Annotated in this window: 17 protein-coding genes; 9 read left to right on the plus strand and 8 right to left on the minus strand. The window is 67.2% G+C overall.

The genetic code is table 11. From position 1 onward, the window contains the following. The first annotated feature begins 247 nt into the window (after positions 1 to 247). The 4 genes from KV203_RS19925 (at position 248) to KV203_RS06360 (ending at position 2,419) form a co-directional block, all read left to right on the plus strand. Complete coding sequence (locus KV203_RS19925) at positions 248 to 379, plus strand: hypothetical protein (RefSeq protein WP_255246937.1); 132 nt, start codon at positions 248 to 250, stop codon at positions 377 to 379. 76 nt (positions 380 to 455) lie between these two features. Further along, the gene (locus KV203_RS06350; protein ID WP_066468975.1) at positions 456 to 662 is read left to right on the plus strand and encodes a cold-shock protein; all 207 of its coding nucleotides are present in this window, start codon (positions 456 to 458) and stop codon (positions 660 to 662) included. Positions 663 to 1,063: 401 nt separating this feature from the next. Beyond that, entirely contained in the window at positions 1,064 to 1,945 is an 882-nt protein-coding gene (locus KV203_RS06355; RefSeq protein ID WP_157079753.1) for a coiled-coil domain-containing protein, read from the plus strand. Between the two features lie 51 nt (positions 1,946 to 1,996). Further along, positions 1,997 to 2,419 (plus strand): hypothetical protein, encoded by a 423-nt coding sequence (locus KV203_RS06360; RefSeq protein WP_083529940.1) that lies wholly within the window; start codon positions 1,997 to 1,999, stop codon positions 2,417 to 2,419. Here the strand turns inward: KV203_RS06360 and KV203_RS06365 are convergent. Beyond that, positions 2,340 to 3,140 (minus strand): class I SAM-dependent methyltransferase, encoded by an 801-nt coding sequence (locus KV203_RS06365; protein WP_083529956.1) that lies wholly within the window; start codon positions 3,138 to 3,140, stop codon positions 2,340 to 2,342. The two genes, KV203_RS06360 and KV203_RS06365, sit on opposite strands and share 80 nt — an antisense overlap. Positions 3,141 to 3,384: 244 nt before the next feature. Between KV203_RS06365 and KV203_RS06370 the strand changes: the two genes are divergently transcribed. Then, entirely contained in the window at positions 3,385 to 4,437 is a 1,053-nt protein-coding gene (locus tag KV203_RS06370; RefSeq protein ID WP_066468971.1) for a phosphotransferase family protein, read from the plus strand. Positions 4,438 to 4,528: 91 nt separating this feature from the next. Then, positions 4,529 to 5,662, plus strand: coding sequence for an NDMA-dependent alcohol dehydrogenase (locus KV203_RS06375; RefSeq protein WP_066468969.1), 1,134 nt, complete (start codon positions 4,529 to 4,531; stop codon positions 5,660 to 5,662). A gap of 16 nt (positions 5,663 to 5,678) precedes the next feature. Here the strand turns inward: KV203_RS06375 and KV203_RS06380 are convergent, their stop codons facing one another. Next, entirely contained in the window at positions 5,679 to 6,314 is a 636-nt protein-coding gene (locus tag KV203_RS06380) for a hypothetical protein (protein ID WP_066468968.1), read from the minus strand. A gap of 36 nt (positions 6,315 to 6,350) precedes the next feature. Between KV203_RS06380 and KV203_RS06385 the strand changes: the two genes are divergently transcribed. Both KV203_RS06385 and KV203_RS06390 read left to right on the plus strand, forming a co-directional pair. Continuing rightward, positions 6,351 to 7,181: a serine hydrolase domain-containing protein gene (locus tag KV203_RS06385; protein WP_066468967.1), complete on the plus strand. Its 831-nt coding sequence runs from the start codon at positions 6,351 to 6,353 to the stop codon at positions 7,179 to 7,181. A gap of 194 nt (positions 7,182 to 7,375) precedes the next feature. Next, positions 7,376 to 7,888: a DUF3145 domain-containing protein gene (locus KV203_RS06390; protein WP_066469206.1), complete on the plus strand. Its 513-nt coding sequence runs from the start codon at positions 7,376 to 7,378 to the stop codon at positions 7,886 to 7,888. Between the two features lie 16 nt (positions 7,889 to 7,904). Here the strand turns inward: KV203_RS06390 and KV203_RS06395 are convergent, their stop codons facing one another. The 6 genes from KV203_RS06395 to aceE form a co-directional block, all read right to left on the minus strand. Beyond that, the gene (locus KV203_RS06395) at positions 7,905 to 9,368 is read right to left on the minus strand and encodes an acyl-CoA carboxylase subunit beta (protein WP_066468966.1); all 1,464 of its coding nucleotides are present in this window, start codon (positions 9,366 to 9,368) and stop codon (positions 7,905 to 7,907) included. Between the two features lie 34 nt (positions 9,369 to 9,402). Continuing rightward, complete coding sequence (locus KV203_RS06400) at positions 9,403 to 10,653, minus strand: KasA/KasB family beta-ketoacyl-ACP synthase (protein ID WP_066468963.1); 1,251 nt, start codon at positions 10,651 to 10,653, stop codon at positions 9,403 to 9,405. 7 nt (positions 10,654 to 10,660) lie between these two features. Continuing rightward, positions 10,661 to 10,972 carry a meromycolate extension acyl carrier protein AcpM gene (acpM, locus tag KV203_RS06405; RefSeq protein WP_066468961.1) on the minus strand — a complete coding sequence of 104 codons (312 nt, stop codon included), beginning with the start codon at positions 10,970 to 10,972 and terminating at the stop codon, positions 10,661 to 10,663. An 81-nt stretch (positions 10,973 to 11,053) separates the two neighbouring features. Then, on the minus strand, positions 11,054 to 11,971 hold the full coding sequence (locus KV203_RS06410) for an ACP S-malonyltransferase (protein ID WP_066468957.1): 918 nt from the start codon (positions 11,969 to 11,971) through the stop codon (positions 11,054 to 11,056). A 128-nt stretch (positions 11,972 to 12,099) separates the two neighbouring features. After that, complete coding sequence (locus KV203_RS06415; RefSeq protein WP_083529939.1) at positions 12,100 to 13,443, minus strand: PucR family transcriptional regulator; 1,344 nt, start codon at positions 13,441 to 13,443, stop codon at positions 12,100 to 12,102. A gap of 13 nt (positions 13,444 to 13,456) precedes the next feature. Continuing rightward, the gene (gene aceE / locus KV203_RS06420) at positions 13,457 to 16,264 is read right to left on the minus strand and encodes a pyruvate dehydrogenase (acetyl-transferring), homodimeric type (protein WP_444544592.1); all 2,808 of its coding nucleotides are present in this window, start codon (positions 16,262 to 16,264) and stop codon (positions 13,457 to 13,459) included. A 247-nt stretch (positions 16,265 to 16,511) separates the two neighbouring features. On the opposite strand from aceE, the gene KV203_RS06425 reads away from it, so the two are divergent. Next, the gene (locus tag KV203_RS06425; RefSeq protein ID WP_066468955.1) at positions 16,512 to 17,078 is read left to right on the plus strand and encodes a hypothetical protein; all 567 of its coding nucleotides are present in this window, start codon (positions 16,512 to 16,514) and stop codon (positions 17,076 to 17,078) included. Positions 17,079 to 17,191: the final 113 nt, after the last annotated feature.

Consider the following 17,191-nt stretch of genomic DNA (forward strand, 5'->3'; position numbering starts at 1 on the left):
TATAGCGTATGCTCAGGTCCGGGCTCAACCTCGGGTCGTCGGCATTTCGCCGAAGTCGGCCTTGTCGGGTGGGTCTCGGTCCAGAACAGGCGCGGTGAAGGAGCGCTCGCGACACGTGCTCGGACGGTCATGATGTACCGCCCGATTCTCCCCTTTCCTCGGTGTCCGAATCGATGCTCGTTCGCGAGCCGCATTGCGGTCGCCGGCGAATCCATTGATCCCATCGGCTCGAGAGGGGTTGACTCCGATGAACATCGACGGACTGTTCTCACATGCGTCGAACGAGGAGAACTATTCCGACGCAGAGGATTTCGGTGACCAAAGCGGTCGGCTGGAATTCTCCGACCAGCCGGACCGGACGACGCCGGCCGGGTTCTGAAACCCGAACCCGGCGGCGATCGCAGGGCGATACCGACCCGGAATCGCCAGCATCACTAAGTAAGGAAGCAAGACATATGGCACAAGGAACCGTGAAGTGGTTCAACAGCGAAAAGGGCTTCGGCTTCATCGCTCCGGACGACCGCAACAGCGGTGACGTGTTCGTGCACTACTCGGCGATCCAGGGCAACGGGTTCCGCAACCTGGAAGAGCAGCAGCGCGTCTCGTACGAGGTGGAGCAGGGCCCCAAGGGTCCGCAGGCGACGGCGGTCACGCCGCTCTAGCCTGAATTCGACTCCCAACGGACGTCGCCCGCGATCTCGCGGGCGGCGTCTGCTGCGTTTGCAGAGAAGTTCCGTACCATGAACCTCACAGGTAGTGCAGACCGTCGTATCGGGCTTGTCCGTGACCCATCGGTGATCTGCATGTTCCTGGTCGTCGTGCCGACCTTCGGGAGGGGTGCCGCGTGCCGAGTCGCATGGTGTCTGATGTTCTACCGGACCGATACCACTTTTTCGTCTGCGGTCGAGGGCCTTCTGGGGAATCTGCCGGGTATCTCGTAAGATCGGGAGTCGAGAGCGATTTCCTCCTACCCGAATGCCGACCCGCGGTACGATACTTTCTGACAATGACGGCACGAAGTCGGTGATCATTCGAGATGAACAGAATCGGTGAGGTCGCAAACGTGAGGTCGTTGCCGTTCAAAGAAGTTCGACCCGGGTTCGACCCGGGCGAGGTCCGACGTCGAGTTTCTCGCGCCGAGACGGAGTTGCGTGCCGCGGAGAACGATCGGGACAAGGCTGCCGAGCGATCACGCGCGCTCAAGGTCGAGCTGGACCAGGTGCGGGCCGAGATCGATTCGCTGCGCGCCAAGGTGATGCGGATGGCTACCCGTCGGGTGGATACCGACGGGATGAGCGAGCGCGTCGCCCGAATGCTGCAGCTGGCTCATGAAGAGGCAGAAGAAGTTCGCGCCGGCGCGCGGGTCGACACCAGCGACCAGATCACCGTCGCGGAGAAGCGAGCCGCAGAGCTACGCACCGAGGCCGAGGAAAAGCTGGCCGACGCCGTTTCGAAACGAGAAGGTATCGATTCCGATTACGACTCGACCCTGGAGCGTGCTCGCGCCGAAGCGATCGGCCTGATCGAAGCGGCGCATGCCGAAGCGGATGCGGTACGGTCCCGGGCCAAGGCCGACCGGGAGGCCGCCGAGCGTGACTTCGAGGCGGCGCTGAGCGCTCGCCGAGTCGAGCTGACCGAAGAACACGACGAGCTGGAGGCCCAGTTCACCACCGCCGCACGGCGTCGGCTCGAGTCCGCGGAGGCCGAAGCGGCGCGGATGTTGCACGATGCGAACAGCCGTGCCGATGCCGAGCTGAGCCAGGCCAACGAGTTCTACGACAAGTCTCGCGTTCTCCGTGGCCGAATCATCGCTCAGCTCTTGGGTATTCGGGGCCAGCTGGATGCGGTGAAGGCTGCGTCCGGGCCGGCGATCTGGGAAGACGAGATCCTCGGCAATCCCGACGAAACCGCGCCGGTCGGAGTGTCGGAGGCGGCGGCCGGCTAGGTCGGGCGTGTTCCGGTGGTGGGCGCCGGACTTATCCGGCAGAGTTGCGTTATGACCAGTCCCAAGGTGCCCAACCCCGGCGATATTCTCTCCGCAGCCCAAGCAGCGGTGGATACGGCGCAGGCCGTTGCCGCTGGGGCGATGCGGTTACCACCGGCATCCGCTCAGCTCGCGGCGCAACTACCCGACCTGGTGGAGAATCTCGCCGCAGCCACCGAGCGGCTCAACACGACGCTCGACCGAGCCGAGCGGTTGATGGCGCTCGGCGACCCGATGTTCCGTACCCTCGACCTGTTGCTACCGCGGCTGGAAGCCATGGTCGACATGGGAACCGATCTGTTCCGCACCCTGTCGGCGATTCCCGGCGTATCGTCGCTGTCCCGGTTTGCCGGGATCAACTCCACCGATCCTGCAGGTCCTGCAGCCGGAGGTCCTGCGCCCGGAACGAGCTCGACCCGCCGTCGTGCTCGCTGACCACGAGGAAGTAGCCGCCGTCGTAGGTCTGCTGGCCGAGTAGCTCGCCGTATCGCTGTGCCCAGCGGCCGGATTCGAGATCCGCTCGCAGCCGGCTCAGCCCATGCTCGAGCGCGTCCGGATCGAGTTGTGCCAGCGCGGAGCAGCCGCGCTGGACCGCTGAATCGAGATAGGCCTCCGGTCGCCGCCAGTGGGCGAGGAGCACGCCGTCGGTGAAGTCCCACGGCACCGGTAGCGGGATCACCGAGCCCGCCTCGAGGACGTCGGCGATCGCCGATGCCGTGGTCGGACGGCTCCGCTCCACCTCGGCGATTTCCGGGAGATAGTCGAGCAGCCAGAAATCGAGCGAATCGGCCACCTCGTAGGCCACCACCACCTGACGCCGAGCGATTCGCTTCAGCTCGGCCAGCCCGCGCCGCCAGTCGGCCCAATGGTGCACGGTCAGTACCGCCAGCGCCGCATCTGCGACACCGTCGCCCAACGGCAGGCGCTCGGCGACGCCGCGCACCACAGGTGCCGTGCCGGCTGCCCGTTGCGCGATCATCGCGGCGGACGGTTCGATCGCCAGCACCGTCTCGGGCGGCTCGTAGGACCCGGTACCGGCCCCGACGTTCACCACTCGTGCCGCGCCGGCGAGCGCCGACCGGATCGGGGCCATCCAGCGCTCGTCCGTGGTGCGCCGGGTGGCGTACCCGAGGCCGATCTGGTCGTAGACCGTCACGTTCGTCCCTTCTGTCGCCACGCGCACCACCGCGACGCAGCTTTCAGCGCCGTCCGTCGAACTCTTCCTCGGCGACGGAATCAACACGGTCGCACCGCCGGTGTCGGCTGAGAAAACCGAAGCTACCGGAACACACCCCCCGAGCCCGGCGCTACGGCCGGTCGATGTTGCCTATCCTATCGCTCGGCCACGGCTCGGGCGGTGTCGGTCGGCCGAGTCGGACAGCCGGTGTTGAATGGGACATATGGTTGCCCAAGGACAGGACACAGCCGGGGCGCAGGGCGTCGACCTCGACGTGGTTTCGCGGTGGATGGATGAGCACGGCCTTCCGTCGGGAGAGATCACCGACGTCACCTCGATCGGTGGCGGCACTCAGAACGTGATGCTGCGGTTCACCCGCGGCGACCGGGACTATGTGTTGCGCCGCGGCCCGCGTCACCTGCGGCCGCGCAGCAACGACGTGATGCTCCGCGAGGCTCGCCTGCTGGAGGCGTTGCGCACGACCGACGTGCCGGCGCCCCGCCTGGTAGCGGCCTGTACCGACCCCGATGTGCTCGGCGGGGCGGTCTTCTATCTGATGGAGCCGATCGAGGGGTTCAGCCCGGCGGCCACGCTCCCGTCGCTGCACGCTGCCGATCCGCAGGTACGGCACGCGATGGGGTTGTCCGCGGTGCGCGCGATCGCACTGCTCGGCCAGGTCGATCACGTCGCGGTCGGCCTCGACGGCTACGGCAAGCCGGCCGGCTTCCTGGATCGGCAGGTGCCACGCTGGCTCGGCGAGTTGGAGTCGTACTCGACCAACGAGGGATACCCCGGGCCGCAGATCCCCGGGTTGGTTCGGGTCGCGTCCTGGCTCACCGACAATCAGCCCGAGCAGGGCCGGCCGGGAATTCTGCACGGCGACTGCCACCTGGCCAACATCATGTTCCGGTACGACGGCCCGGAGGTGGCCGCTCTGGTGGATTGGGAGATGTCGACCATCGGTGACCCGCTGCTCGATCTGGGCTGGCAGATCGCGACCCGGCCGGCATCCGGCGCGTGCAGCGTGCTGGTGCCGCCGCTGGCTGCTGCCGGCGGTTTGCCGAGTCGGGACGAGCTGGTCCGGCATTACCGCGAGTTCTCCGATCGAGACCTGAGCGCGGTCGACTGGTACACCGTCCTGGCCTGCTTCAAGCTGGGCATCGTGTTGGAAGGCACGCACGCGCGGGCATTCGCCGGGAAGGCGCCGAAGGACGTCGGTGACACGTTGCACACGTTGACCCTCGCGTTGTTCGACCAGGCGGTGTCGCTGATCTGATCGGCGTCGCCGCGCGGCCCGGCCGGTAGTAGAACGTGTTCCAGTTCTGTCGTAGTGTGGTGGGCACCACATCACGACGGAAGGCCGGCGAATGAAGACCAAGGGTGCGCTGTTGTGGGGATTGGGCGAGCCGTGGTCGATCGAAGAGATCGAACTCGGGGACCCGGTCTCCGGCGAGGTGCAGATCCAGCTGGAAGCCGCCGGCATGTGCCACTCCGACCACCACATCGTCACCGGTGCCACGCCGATGCCGGCATTCCCGGTGATGGGCGGACACGAAGGTGCCGGCGTGATCACCGCGCTGGGCCCGAACGTGCCGGCCGACCTGCAGGTCGGCGACCACGTGGTGTTGTCGTTCATCCCGGCGTGCGGACGTTGTCCGGCCTGCGTGAGTGGGCAGATGGCGCTCTGCGATCTCGGCATGGGGCTGCTCTCCGGGCAGTCGATCAGTGACGGCACCTTCCGGATCCAGGCGCGCGGACAGAACGTGATCCCGATGTGTCTGCTCGGCACGTTCGCGCCCTACATGACCGTGCACCACACCTCGGTGGTGAAGATCGATCCGACGGTTCCGTTCGAGGTGGCCTGCCTGGTCGGTTGTGGGGTGCCGACCGGTTTCGGTTCCACGACCAACGTGGCGAACGTGATGCCGGGCGACACGGTGGTGATCGTCGGGTTGGGCGGGGTGGGGATCAGTGCGCTGCAAGGCGCGGTGCTGTCCGGTGCGACCAATGTGATCGCGATCGACCCGGAGCAGTGGAAGCGGGAACAGGCGATGAAGTTCGGCGCCACGCACACGTTCGACAGCATGGAAGCGGCGATCCTGCCCGTCATGGAACTGACCGAAGGGCGGATGGCGGAGAAGACCGTCATCACGGTCGGTGAGATGCGCGGCGAGCTGGTCGAACCGGCGCTGACGCTGACGGCCAAGGCCGGCACATGTGTGGTCACCGCGATGGGGCACATGACCGACTTCGATGTCAAACAGAACAACTTCCTGCTGGCGATGCTGCAGAAGCGAGTGCAGGGGGTCATTTTCGGTGGGGGCAACGCCCGCCGTGACATCCCGCGACTGCTCCGGCTCTACAAGTCGGGTCAGCTCAATCTGGACGACATGGTCACCCGGACCTACCGACTCGAAGAGGTCAACCAGGGCTACCAAGACATGCTGGACGGAAAAAACATTCGCGGAGTTGTCCGCTACACCGACGCCGACCGGAATTGATCGCTGCGCCGCCGGGTCAGCTGCGATGCAACTGGGGGAGACCGGCCTCGAGCGCGTCCAGGGCGGTGTGCGTGGCCAGCCCGGCCCGGCCGGCGCCGGCCCGCAGTTGCAGTGCCTCGGCTGCAGTTGCGCTGCGCTCGAACGCGGTGGTCGCCGCGGTGACCTGGTCCCATACCGCCACGGCCGTGGGCTCGGCCGGCCCGTCGGCGTCGGCGTAGGCGTCGAGGTTACGGCCGAAGTCGGTCACCGACCGCACCTGTTCCAGCTGGTCGGCCAGTCGGGCAGCCAGCTTGCGTAGTCGGTCGCGGACCGGATCCACTTCGGCGGAGGCGACGACATTCTGGAAGCGCTCGTACGCGCGCTCACACCGACCGCGCAGTTGAGTCCAGCCGTCGTTGAGGTACGGTACGGGACGAGCGGCCCGCATGTTGCGCACGAGATCGCCCATCACCGACAGTATCGCCCCGGGCACGAACCCCAGGACCAGGCACACCACCAACAGGCCGAGTACTTGGCTACCGGTACGGATGGTCAGCCAGCCGAGCAGATACAGCACCAGGAAAATGGTTGCGCACAACACGAAGCCGACCGCTCCGGCCACCGGCCAAGCCGGATTGGCCCAGCGGCTCGAGGTGTTGTCGCGGTCCGTCACATCGGCATCCTAGCCCGAGGTCGTAGGCTTACTCGGGTGCATTCTCTGCTCCAGGTGCAGCACTGGCCGGTCCCCGCAGCCGCAGCGGCGGTGGTGCATTCGGATGGACGGGTGGCCGGCTCGGTCGGCGACCCGAATCGGGTCTTCGAGCTGGCGTCGGTCACCAAGCTCTTGGTATCGCACGGCGTGTTGGTGGCGGTGGAAGAGGGGGCGATCGAGCTCGATCAGCCCGCGGGCCCGGCCGGTGCCACGGTTCGGCATCTGTTATCGCACGCATCCGGAGTCGGGTTCGACGACCGCGAGGTACATGCCTCGCCCGGCACCCGGCGGATCTACTCCAGTGCCGGATACGAGATTCTCGCCGAGACGGTGACTGCCGCCACCGGGATACCGTTCCCCGACTACCTGGCCGAGGCGGTCTTCGAGCCGCTCGGTATGCGGGCTACGGTGCTTGCCGGATCGGCCGGGTACGCAGCCCGGTCCACGATGGCCGACTTGATTGCGTTCGCCGCCGAACTTCAGGCGCCGCGGCTGATCGCGCCGCAGACCTCGGCGGCGGCGCATGCAGTGCAGTTTCCCGGCTTGGTCGGTCTTCTGCCGGGGTACGGCATCAGGCGACCCAACGACTGGGGACTCGGCCCGGAGATCCGTGGTGACAAGCAGCCGCACTGGACCGGTACCCGCAACTCGCCCGCGACGTTCGGCCATTTCGGGCAGTCCGGCACGCTACTGTGGGCCGACCCGCGCGCCGGCGTCGCCTGTGTGGGGTTGACCGACCGGCCGTTCGGTGACTGGGCCAAGCCGCGGTGGACCGCGCTCGCGGATGCCGTCCTCGCCGAGCTGGCAGGTGACAGTGCTGGCAGGTGAAGGGCCGTGGCGGTGCATGAGCAGTGGTGACCGAGTTGTTTCTCGGTTCGGGCGCGTCCGGCTGGCGTAGCAGGGGTCGCACAGGGCAGACTAGGGCGCGTAGTCACCGCTGATTCAGGTGGCGGCACGACATTCCGCTGTGCGACGTAGGCCGTTGGGGAAGACGTCCCTCGTCGAAGCTGGAGGTGTTCGTGGTGCGCGCATTGAGTCAGTTCGCGGACTCGGCTACCGGCGTTGTGTACATCCACGCAGCGCCGGCTGCTCTGTGCCCGCATATCGAGTGGGCGTTGACCGCTGCACTCGAATCGCCGGCTGCCCTGCGCTGGTCGGCACAGCCCGCATCGGACGGTCAGTTGCGCGCGATAAGCAACTGGGTTGGACCGGTCGGTACCGCTGGCAAGATCGCTAGTTCGTTGCGCTCGTGGTCGATGCTGCGGTTCGAGGTGACCGAAAACCCCAGCGAAGGGGTCGACGGCGAGCGATACAGCTTCGTTCCCGGTCTCGGACTTTGGCACGGCATCACCGGCGCGAACGGCGACATCATGGTCGGCGAGCAGCGGTTGCGCGCCATTCGGGACAGCGGTATCGAAGGCATCGGGGCCGAGCTCGACACCGCGCTCGGCACCGCCTGGGATGAAGCGTTGGAGCCTTACCGTAGCGGCGGTGAGTGTGCCGAGGTGACGTGGTTGCGCCGGCAGGTGGGCTGAACGCGCGGCGGCCTGGTCAGAGCGGGATGTTTGTGTGCGCGCCGCGCCGCACCGGCGCGGCGGCCAACGCGGCGGTCAGTCGAGACCGGGTATGTGCTGGATCGATGATGTCGTCCACCACGCCGATCGCCACCGCGCGAGTCACCCCGCCGGCGATCGCTTCGTGCTCGGCGGCCAACTGATCGTGCAACGCCTCGCGTTCGTGCTCGGCGGCGGCCGCGAGTGTGCGTTTGTGCAGGATACCGACCGCAGCTCGGGCACCCATCACCGCAACCTCGGATTCGGGCCACGCGAATACCGCGGTGGCGCCGAGCGCGCGAGAATTCATCGCGATGTAGGCGCCGCCGTAGATCTTGCGGGTCACCAGGGTCACCCGCGGGACGCGGGCCTCGGCGAAGGCGTGCAGCAGTTTCGCCCCCCGGCGCACGACGCCGTCCCACTCCTGGCTGACCCCCGGCAGATAGCCGGGGACGTCCACCAGGACCACGAGCGGCACACCGAAGGCATCGCACATGCGGACGAAGCGGGCGGCTTTCTCTGCGCTCTCGGAGTTCAGGCAGCCGCCGAGCCGGATCGGGTTGTTGGCGAGTACGCCGACGGTGCGGCCGGCCAGCCGACCCAATCCGGTGACGATCGACCGGGCGTAGTCGGCCTGGAGTTCCTCGAAGGAGGATTCGCTGGTTCCGTCCGGGCCAGGCAGGCCGTCGAGCAGGCCGGCGACGATCGGTTTGACGTCGTAGGCGCGGCGTGCCGAGGCCGGCAACATCGCCTTCAGGTCGACGTCGCCCAGCCCGGCCGCCGCGGTATCGAAGCTGCCTTGATCGGACAGCATCGTCACCAGCCGCCGGGCGCGTCGCAAGGCGTCGTTCTCGTCGTCGGCGGCGATGTGGGCCACCCCGGACTTGCGGGTATGGGTGGCCGGGCCGCCGAGGGTGGCCATATCCACCTGCTCGCCGGTCACCGACCGCACCACGTCCGGACCGGTGACGAACACCCGGCCTTCCGGGGCCATGATCACGATATCGGTGAGACCAGGCCCGTAGGCGGCACCACCGGCCGCGAAACCCAATACCACCGAGATCTGCGGGATCTGTCCCGAGGCGCGGACCATCGCCTCGAACACCAGGCCGACCGCATGCAGGGCCTCGACCCCTTCGGCCAACCTCGCCCCGCCGGAGTGCCACAACCCGACCACCGGCGCCTGCTCGGCCAGTGCGGTATCGATCGCGGCCACGATGTGCCGACAGCCGACCACGCCCATCGCGCCACCCATGACGGTGGCATCCGAGCAGTAGGCGACGGTACGGACACCGTCGATCTCACCGACCGCCGCCAGTACCCCGGACGAATCCCGGTCGTGCAGCGCCGCGGTGGTGCCCGCGTCGAAGAGCTGTGTCAATCGATACAGCGGATCACGCGGATCCTCGGTTGCTTGCGCCCGACGCGCTTCGACGAGGTGGCCGGTGGCCAGAACGGTCATGGCTTTCTCCAGCAGGGGTGGTAACCGGACGGGATCAGTAGCGGCCGAAGGCCAGGGCGACGTTGTGCCCACCGAACCCGAACGAGTTGTTCAGGGCATAGTCGATCCGTTGCCGACGCGGCTCGCCGTGTACGACGTCCAGATCGATCTCCGGGTCGAGGTTGGCCAGGTTCAGCGTCGCCGGAACGACCTCGTCCCGGATGCTGAGCACGGTGAGTACCGATTCCAGCGCGCCGACGGCGCCGATCGAGTGCCCGAGCGCCGACTTCGGTGCGTAGATCGAGGCGTGGTTGCCGACCGCCTTGTTGATCGCCTTGGCCTCGGCAAGGTCGCCGATCGGCGTCGCCGTGGCATGTGCATTGACGTGGCCGATGTCCTGGCTGGACAGTCCGGCGGTCTGCATCGCCCGGGTCATCGCCCGAGCTGCGCCGGTGCCCTCCGGATCGGGTGCCACCAGGTGGAACCCGTCCGAGGTGATACCGGCACCCATCAGCCGGGCGTGGATGGTCGCACCGCGGGCCTTGGCGTGCTCCTCGGTTTCGATGACCATCAGCGCGCCGGCCTCGCCGAAGACGAAACCGTCCCGATCTTTGTCGAACGGTCGGGAGGCGCCGCGCGGATCGTCGTTGCGGGTGCTCATCGCCCGCATCATCGAGAACGCGGCGATCGGCACCGCCGAGATATGCCCTTCGACCCCGCCGGTGACCACGATGTCCGCATCGCCCATGACGATCATCCGCCACGCATTGGCGATCGCCTCCGAGCCCGATGAGCAGGCCGAGACCGGAGTGACCACGCCGGCGCGGGCCTGCAGCTCGAGCCCGACGACCGCGGACGGCCCGTTCGGCATCGTCATCTGCACGGCCAGCGGCGAGACTTTACGGTATCCGCCGTTCTTCAACTTGTCCGTGGCGTCGATCAGCGCATCGGCACCGCCGAGGCCGGTGCCGATGGCGACGGCCAGCCGGTCGGGATCCACGGTCGGGCTGCCGGCATTGCGCCAGACTTCGCGACCGAGCACCGCGGCCATCCGTTCGACATACGCCATCCGGCGCTGTTCGACCCGGCTGAGCTGGCTCTCCGGCGTGACTTTGAGCGTGCCGCCGATCCGGACCGGCAGCTCGAACTGGTCGACCTCCGGATCGTCGAGGACGTCGATCCCACTTTCGCCGCTGAGCAGGCCCTTCCACGTCGCATCGACGTCACCAGCAATCGACGTCGTCGCCGCCAGGCTGGTCACGACGACGTCGGGAAAGCTTCCGTTCTTGGTGGAAGGAGTGGTCATCAGAGTTTCACTCGCCCGCTTCGGTCTTGGCCTCGAACTTCGACCGCAGCTCGGCTGCAGCGTCGGTGTTCTCCGACTCCATCTTCTGGATGTAGTTCACGACGTCCTGCACGGTGCGCAGGCTGGCCAGGTCTTCGTCCGGGATCTTGACGCCGTACTTGTCCTCGGTCTGCACGGCGATCTCGACCATGGACAGCGAGTCGATGTCCAGGTCGTCGACGAAGGACTTCTCCGGGGTGACTTCGGACGGCTCGATCGCGGTGACCTCTTCGATGATTTCCGCGAGGTTGGCGATGATCTCTTCTTGGCTGGTGGCCACTGCGTGGGTCCCTTCGTTTGTATGTTTGTACAACGTGTGTCGTTCGTGATCAGGTAAGAGTTACCTGCAAGGCGACATTTTCTAGCCGGACACTACATGTTCGGCCAGCGCGGGAATGTCTCCCGGCGACTTGAGGGCGAGCGTGGGGGTTCCCTTCAGCTCGCGCTTGGCGATGCCGACCAGCGTCCCGGCCGGGGGCAGCTCGATGACTCGGGTGGTCTCGGCGGTGCGCATGAAGTCGGTGCACAGGTCCCAGCGCACCGGACGGGTCACCTGGGCGGCAAGTTTGTTCAACGCGTCCGCGCCCGAGGTCACCGGTCGGCCGTCGGAGTTCGACAGCAGCGTGCGGGTCGGCTCTGCCGGGGTGATCGAGGCGGCCGCGAGGAGCACCTCGTCCTGCGCCGGAGCCATGAACGCGGTATGGAACGCGCCGGCGACGGCCAACGGGCGTACCCGGGCGCCGGCGGGCGGCTCGTCGGCCAGCGTGGCCAGATCGGCCAGCCGGCCCGCGGCCACGATCTGACCGGTCGCGTTGCGGTTGGCCGGCACCAGCGACAGCGCGGCGAGCCGCGCCAGCACCTCGGCCTCGTCGCCGCCGAGCACTGCCGACATCCCGGTCGGCTCCAGCGCGCACGCCTTGGCCATTGCCGCACCGCGCACCGCGGCCAGATGGACCGCTTCCTCGCTGCTGAGTACGCCGGCGATGGCGGCGGCGGCCAGCTCACCGACGGAATGGCCCGCGACGACGGCATCGCTCGGGGCAAGGCCCTGCTCGGTCATGGCTTCGAAGGCGAGCAGCGCAGCCGCGACGACCAGCGGCTGGGTGACCGCGGTGTCGGTGATCTCCTCAGCCGTGGCCGAGGTGCCGAGCGCGATCAGATCCAGGCCGGCCGCCGCCGACCACCCGGTGAGCAGTGTGGTGGCACCCGGCAATTCCAGCCACGGTGCGAGCATCCCCGGCTTCTGCGACCCCTGTCCCGGGGCGAGCAACGAAATCACGTTCCATAGGAAACACCGTGCGAGGCCGATCGACCGATGTCGGGGCGGATGAAGGTTCGCAAGCTGTTTTGTGGAGAGTCACCGAAACGGTGGTCAGGAGGGTGACCAAGCTCGCAATTCAGGTTACCTCAGTTGCCGATCATGTCGAATGGTGCTGATGGTGCAGGTGTGAATTGTGTGGTTGATTCGTTACGAGATCGTGCCAGCCTGCCTACCGTGGCAGCGATCCGGAGTACGTACGCATCGCGCGGATTGAGCGGATCCCGGCCCGTGACCTCGGCAATCCGCTTCAGTCGATAACGAACGGTATTTGGATGGACAAACAGCTGACGTGCGCAAGTCTCGACTGCGCCACCGCAATCGAGGTAGGCGTCGAGCGTGTCGGCCAGCGCTGCGCCGGCCGACGCCAGCGGTGCGACGACGTCGTCGGCGAGCGCTCGAAGCGCGGCCGGGTCGCCGAGCAGGGCACGCTCGGGTAACAGTTCGGCAGCATGCACCGGTCTGGGCGCTTCCCGCCAGCCACTCACCGCCGCCATCCCGGCGAGCGCTTCGGTGGCACTGGCGTGGGCTGCGCTCAGCGTTGCCGTCGTCGGGCCGATCACCACGGGCCCTTCGGAGAAGACGCTGGCGAGCAGATCGTCGACGAACGACGCCTGTTGCTGATGGGCGTTTTCGGTGAGCGCGCCGCTCGCCACCATGACCAGTCGCGATCCCTGCACCACGGCCAGCGCCGCCCGATCGTGCCGGGCCGCGATGTTGTGCACGGCACCGATCACCGAAACGCCTTGATTCGGCGGGGGCGTTCCGACCAGCACCGTCGCCGGCGCGGTCGCGTCCCAGTTCAGCGTCGCTGCTCGGGACAACATGTCCGAGCCGGTGTCGCCGCGCACCACGGCATCGACCACGAGCGCCTCGAGCCGGGTATCCCAGGCGCCGCGGGATTCGGCCGCGCTGGCATAAACCGATGCCGCGGCGAAGCCCAATTCGCGGCCGTACCGCAACACTGCCTCGGTGAGCGCTACCAGCTGGCCGTCGGTGCGCGCCAGCGCCGGCAGCCACTGCTCGAAGAACTCCATCGCGACCCGGACCATCTCCACGGTCTGCCGCAAGGTCAGCCGCCGGGCCAGATCCTGTGGGATCACCTGGAACGCATCCAGGCTGAACCGGATGTCGCTGGCCGGGTCCTGCAACCATTCCAGGAAGTTCACCAACGCGGTCTGCACCAGCATCTGCACGCCGGCGCGCTGGGATGCGTCCAGGTCGGCGAAGAACGGAAGTTGGGTCTGCATCGAGCTGACCGCTTCGGTGGACAGGCGGCCGGAGAATTGCTTGACCCGTTTCAGCAGCGACTCCGGTAACGGGTCGCGCTGTTGCCGGCGTGGGGACAGCGCCCCGGTCGGCAGGTAGACCTCGTTTTCCGACCCGCTGTCGTCGACCCGACGCGGTCGCGGCGGGCGACGATGTTCGGCCATGTCCGCAAGATACTCAGGCAGAACCCGGATCGGCCAGTGAGGTCGGCGCCGCGAGCGGATCGTCGATCTTGTAGCGGCGAGCTGCTTCGGCGGCGATGCCCGGCTCGATCGTCCCGTCCGCTCCGAGTGCGGACAGCGCTGCCACCGCGATCGACTGTGCATCGACGTTGAACACCCGCCGTGCCGCCGGTCGGGTGTCGGAAAAGCCGAAACCGTCGGTTCCCAAGGTCACGTAGCGACCGGGTATCCACTGTCGGATCTGGTCCGGGACCGCGCGCAACCAATCGGATGCCGCGACGAACGGCCCGGCCGCTCCGGCCAGTGCGGTGGTGACATACGGCGTGCGCACCGGGGTGGCCGGATCTCGCAATGCGTCCCGCTCGGCGGCGACCCCGTCGCGGCGCAACTCGCCCCACGAGGTGACCGACCAGACGTCGGCCCGCACTCCCCAGTCGGTGGCGAGCAGTTCCTGGGCGGCCAGGCCGTCCGGCACGGTCACCCCGGACACCAGAATCTGTGCCACCGCTGCGTCGGCGGGCAGTTCGGTCGATCCGGTGCGGTAACGGTAGATCCCCCGGACGACGCCCGCGACGTCCAGGTCGGCCGGTTCGGCAGGCTGCTGATACGGCTCGTTGTAGAGGGTCAGGTAGTAGATCAGGTCTTCACCACCGAAGCCGGGCACCGGCGCGCCGTCGTCGGCCCGGGTGCCGCCGTACATCCGGCGCAGCCCGTCGCGCACGATGTGCGATATCTCGTAGGCGAACGCCGGGTCGTAGGCCACCACAGCAGGATTGGTCGATGCGAGCAACTGGGAGTGCCCGTCGGCGTGCTGCAGTCCCTCGCCGGTGAGCGTGGTCCGACCGGCGGTGGCGCCGAGGACGAACCCGCGGGCCATCTGATCGGCGGCGGCCCAGAAGCTGTCGCCGGTGCGTTGGAAGCCGAACATCGAATAGAAGATGTAGAGCGGGATCATCGGCTCGCCGTGCGTGGCATACGAGGTGCCGACGGCGGTGAAGCTGGCCGTGGACCCGGCCTCGTTGATGCCTTCGTGCAGGATCTGTCCGACGCTGCTCTCCTTGTAGGCGAGCATCAGCTCGGCGTCCACCGAGGTGTAGAGCTGTCCGTTCGGGTTGTAGATCTTCAGCGAAGGGAACCAGGAATCCATCCCGAACGTCCGTGCTTCGTCGGGGATGATCGGCACGATGCGCTTGCCGATCTCGGGATCGCGCAGCAGTTCCTTGATCAGCCGGACGAAGGCCATCGTGGTCGCGACGTCCTGCTTGCCGGACCCTTTGCGCACCGAGGCGTAGGCGGCGTCGCCGGGCAGGGTCAGCGGTTCGGCGGCGGTCCGTCGTTCCGGCAGGAACCCGCCCAGCGCTCGGCGCCGGTCCAGCATGTAGCGGATCTCCCGGGCATCTGGACCGGGGTGGTAGTACGGCGGGAGGTAGGGATCGCGTTCCAGCTCGGCGTCGCTGATCGGGATGCGCTGAGCGTCGCGGAAATCCTTCAGATCCTGCAGGGTCAGCTTCTTCATCTGATGGGTCGCATTCCGGCCTTCGAAATGCTTGCCGAGGGTGTAGCCCTTGATCGTCTTGGCCAGGATCACCGTCGGCTGCCCTTTGTGCGATACCGCTGCGGCGTATGCGGCGTACACCTTGCGGTAGTCGTGCCCGCCGCGTTTGAGGTTCCAGATCTGCGAATCGGTGAGATTCGCGACCAACTCCTTCGTGCGCGGATCCCGGTTGAAGAAGTGTTCCCGGACGAACGCGCCGTCGTTCGCCTTATAGGTCTGGAAGTCGCCGTCCGGTGTGGTGTTCATCAGGTTCACCAGGGCGCCGTCCCGGTCGGCGTGCAGCAGCGCATCCCACTCCCGGCCCCAGACCACCTTGATCACGTTCCAGCCGGCGCCGCGGAAGAACGATTCCAGCTCCTGGATGATCTTGCCGTTGCCGCGGACCGGGCCGTCCAGCCGCTGCAGATTGCAGTTGATCACGAACGTCAGGTTGTCCAGGCCTTCGTTTGCGGCGACCTGGATCAGCCCGCGCGACTCCGGCTCGTCCATCTCACCGTCGCCGAGGAATGCCCAGACATGCTGGTCCGCAGTGTCGGTGATGCCACGATCGTGCAGGTAGTGGTTGAACCGAGCCTGGTAGATGGCGTTCATCGGGCCTAGGCCCATCGATACCGTGGGGAATTCCCAGAAGGTCGGGAACAGGCGCGGATGCGGGTACGAGGGGAGTCCGCCGCCCTGGCCGGCATGGCTGTACTCCTGCCGGAAACCGTCGAGCCGATCCGCGGAGATCCGGCCCTCCAGGAAGGCGCGAGCGTAGATGCCGGGCGAGGCATGGCCCTGGATGTAGACCTGATCCCCGCCGCCCGGGTGGTCCTTACCGCGGAAGAAGTGGTTGAACCCGACTTCGTAGAGTGCGGCCGAGGAGGCGTAGGTGGAGATGTGTCCACCGACACCGACGCCGGGCCGTTGGGCCCGGTGCACCATGATCGCGGCGTTCCAGCGGATCCAGGCGCGGAACCGCCGCTCCACCTCCTCGTCGCCGGGAAACCACGGTTCGTTCTCGGTCGGAATGGTATTGACGTAGTCGGTCGAGGTGAGCGCCGGGATCGCGACCCGGCGTTCGCCGGCTCGCTCGAGCATCCGCAACATCAGGTAACGCGCCCGGCCGGGACCGGATCGGTCGAGCAGATCGTCGAAAGATTCGAGCCATTCGCTCGTCTCCTCCGGATCGATGTCGGGCAGGTAGGACGCCACACCTTCTCGGATCACTCGGACCCGGCCGGCGGCGTCTGTGCTGGTCGGAGCGATGGTCGCGGGGGAGGATGCCGGGTCGGATGGTTGGGGCACCGTGCGCTCCTGGGCGTGTGTGTTGCGTTCTCGGGCGGACTCGTTCATCCTTGCCGATCTCGGCGTATCGGTCATCTCCCGGCCCGGCTCGATCCAGTACCGTCGTCGGGCAGTAGGTCAGTGCCGTCGGCAGGTACGTCGGTGCCGTCGAGCGGCGAGAACCGTGGGTCAACATCGTCGGACCAATACGTCGATCAGGGGACGAAGCATGCGAACCGAGCAGAGGTATCGCCGGGCGGGTCTGACCGGCGCCATGACGGCAGCGATCACGATGACAGTAGCGGTCATCGCGATCGTGGTTGCCGGCTGCGGTGACCGGGTCGACGGAAGCGCCCGAGAAAACTCCGGCGAGGCGTCGGCCTACCGCTCGGAGGCGGCCGCGTCGTCGTCCGCTGCCGCCGCGGCGGCGCAAGCTGCCGCCACCGCGAAGGCCAAAGCCGACACCTGCGGTGCGTTCCTCGGTCGGACCGATCCGGCGATCGACGCTTTCAACGGCTTCGTCGATGCCAGCAACAAACGAGCAGACGATATCGCTGCCCGCCGGTCGGCTGCGGTCACCGAGCTGCGCAAGTCTGCCGACGAGGTGGACGCCGGGGTGCAGGCGGCCGGACCGCCGCTCGATCCCGATTTGGCAAAGCGCTTCGCCGACTACGCCGGTGCTGCGCGCGAGCTGGCAACCGCGGCGGACCAGATGCAGGATGCGGTGCAGGCCGTCAACCAGGCAAAGGAGCGGTTCAACGACAGTCTCGAGGCGGTCCGGAAGGGCTGCGACTGATCGATATCGATCTCGCAGCTATCGAAAACACTCCGGCGAATTCTGCCGATCGGGTTGCATCGTGAGCCGCTAGCATGTTCGCTTGCACTACTTGACCGGACTTTTGGAGGAGG

Origin of the sequence: Skermania piniformis (assembly GCF_019285775.1) — a bacterium.
GTDB lineage: Bacteria > Actinomycetota > Actinomycetes > Mycobacteriales > Mycobacteriaceae > Skermania > Skermania pinensis.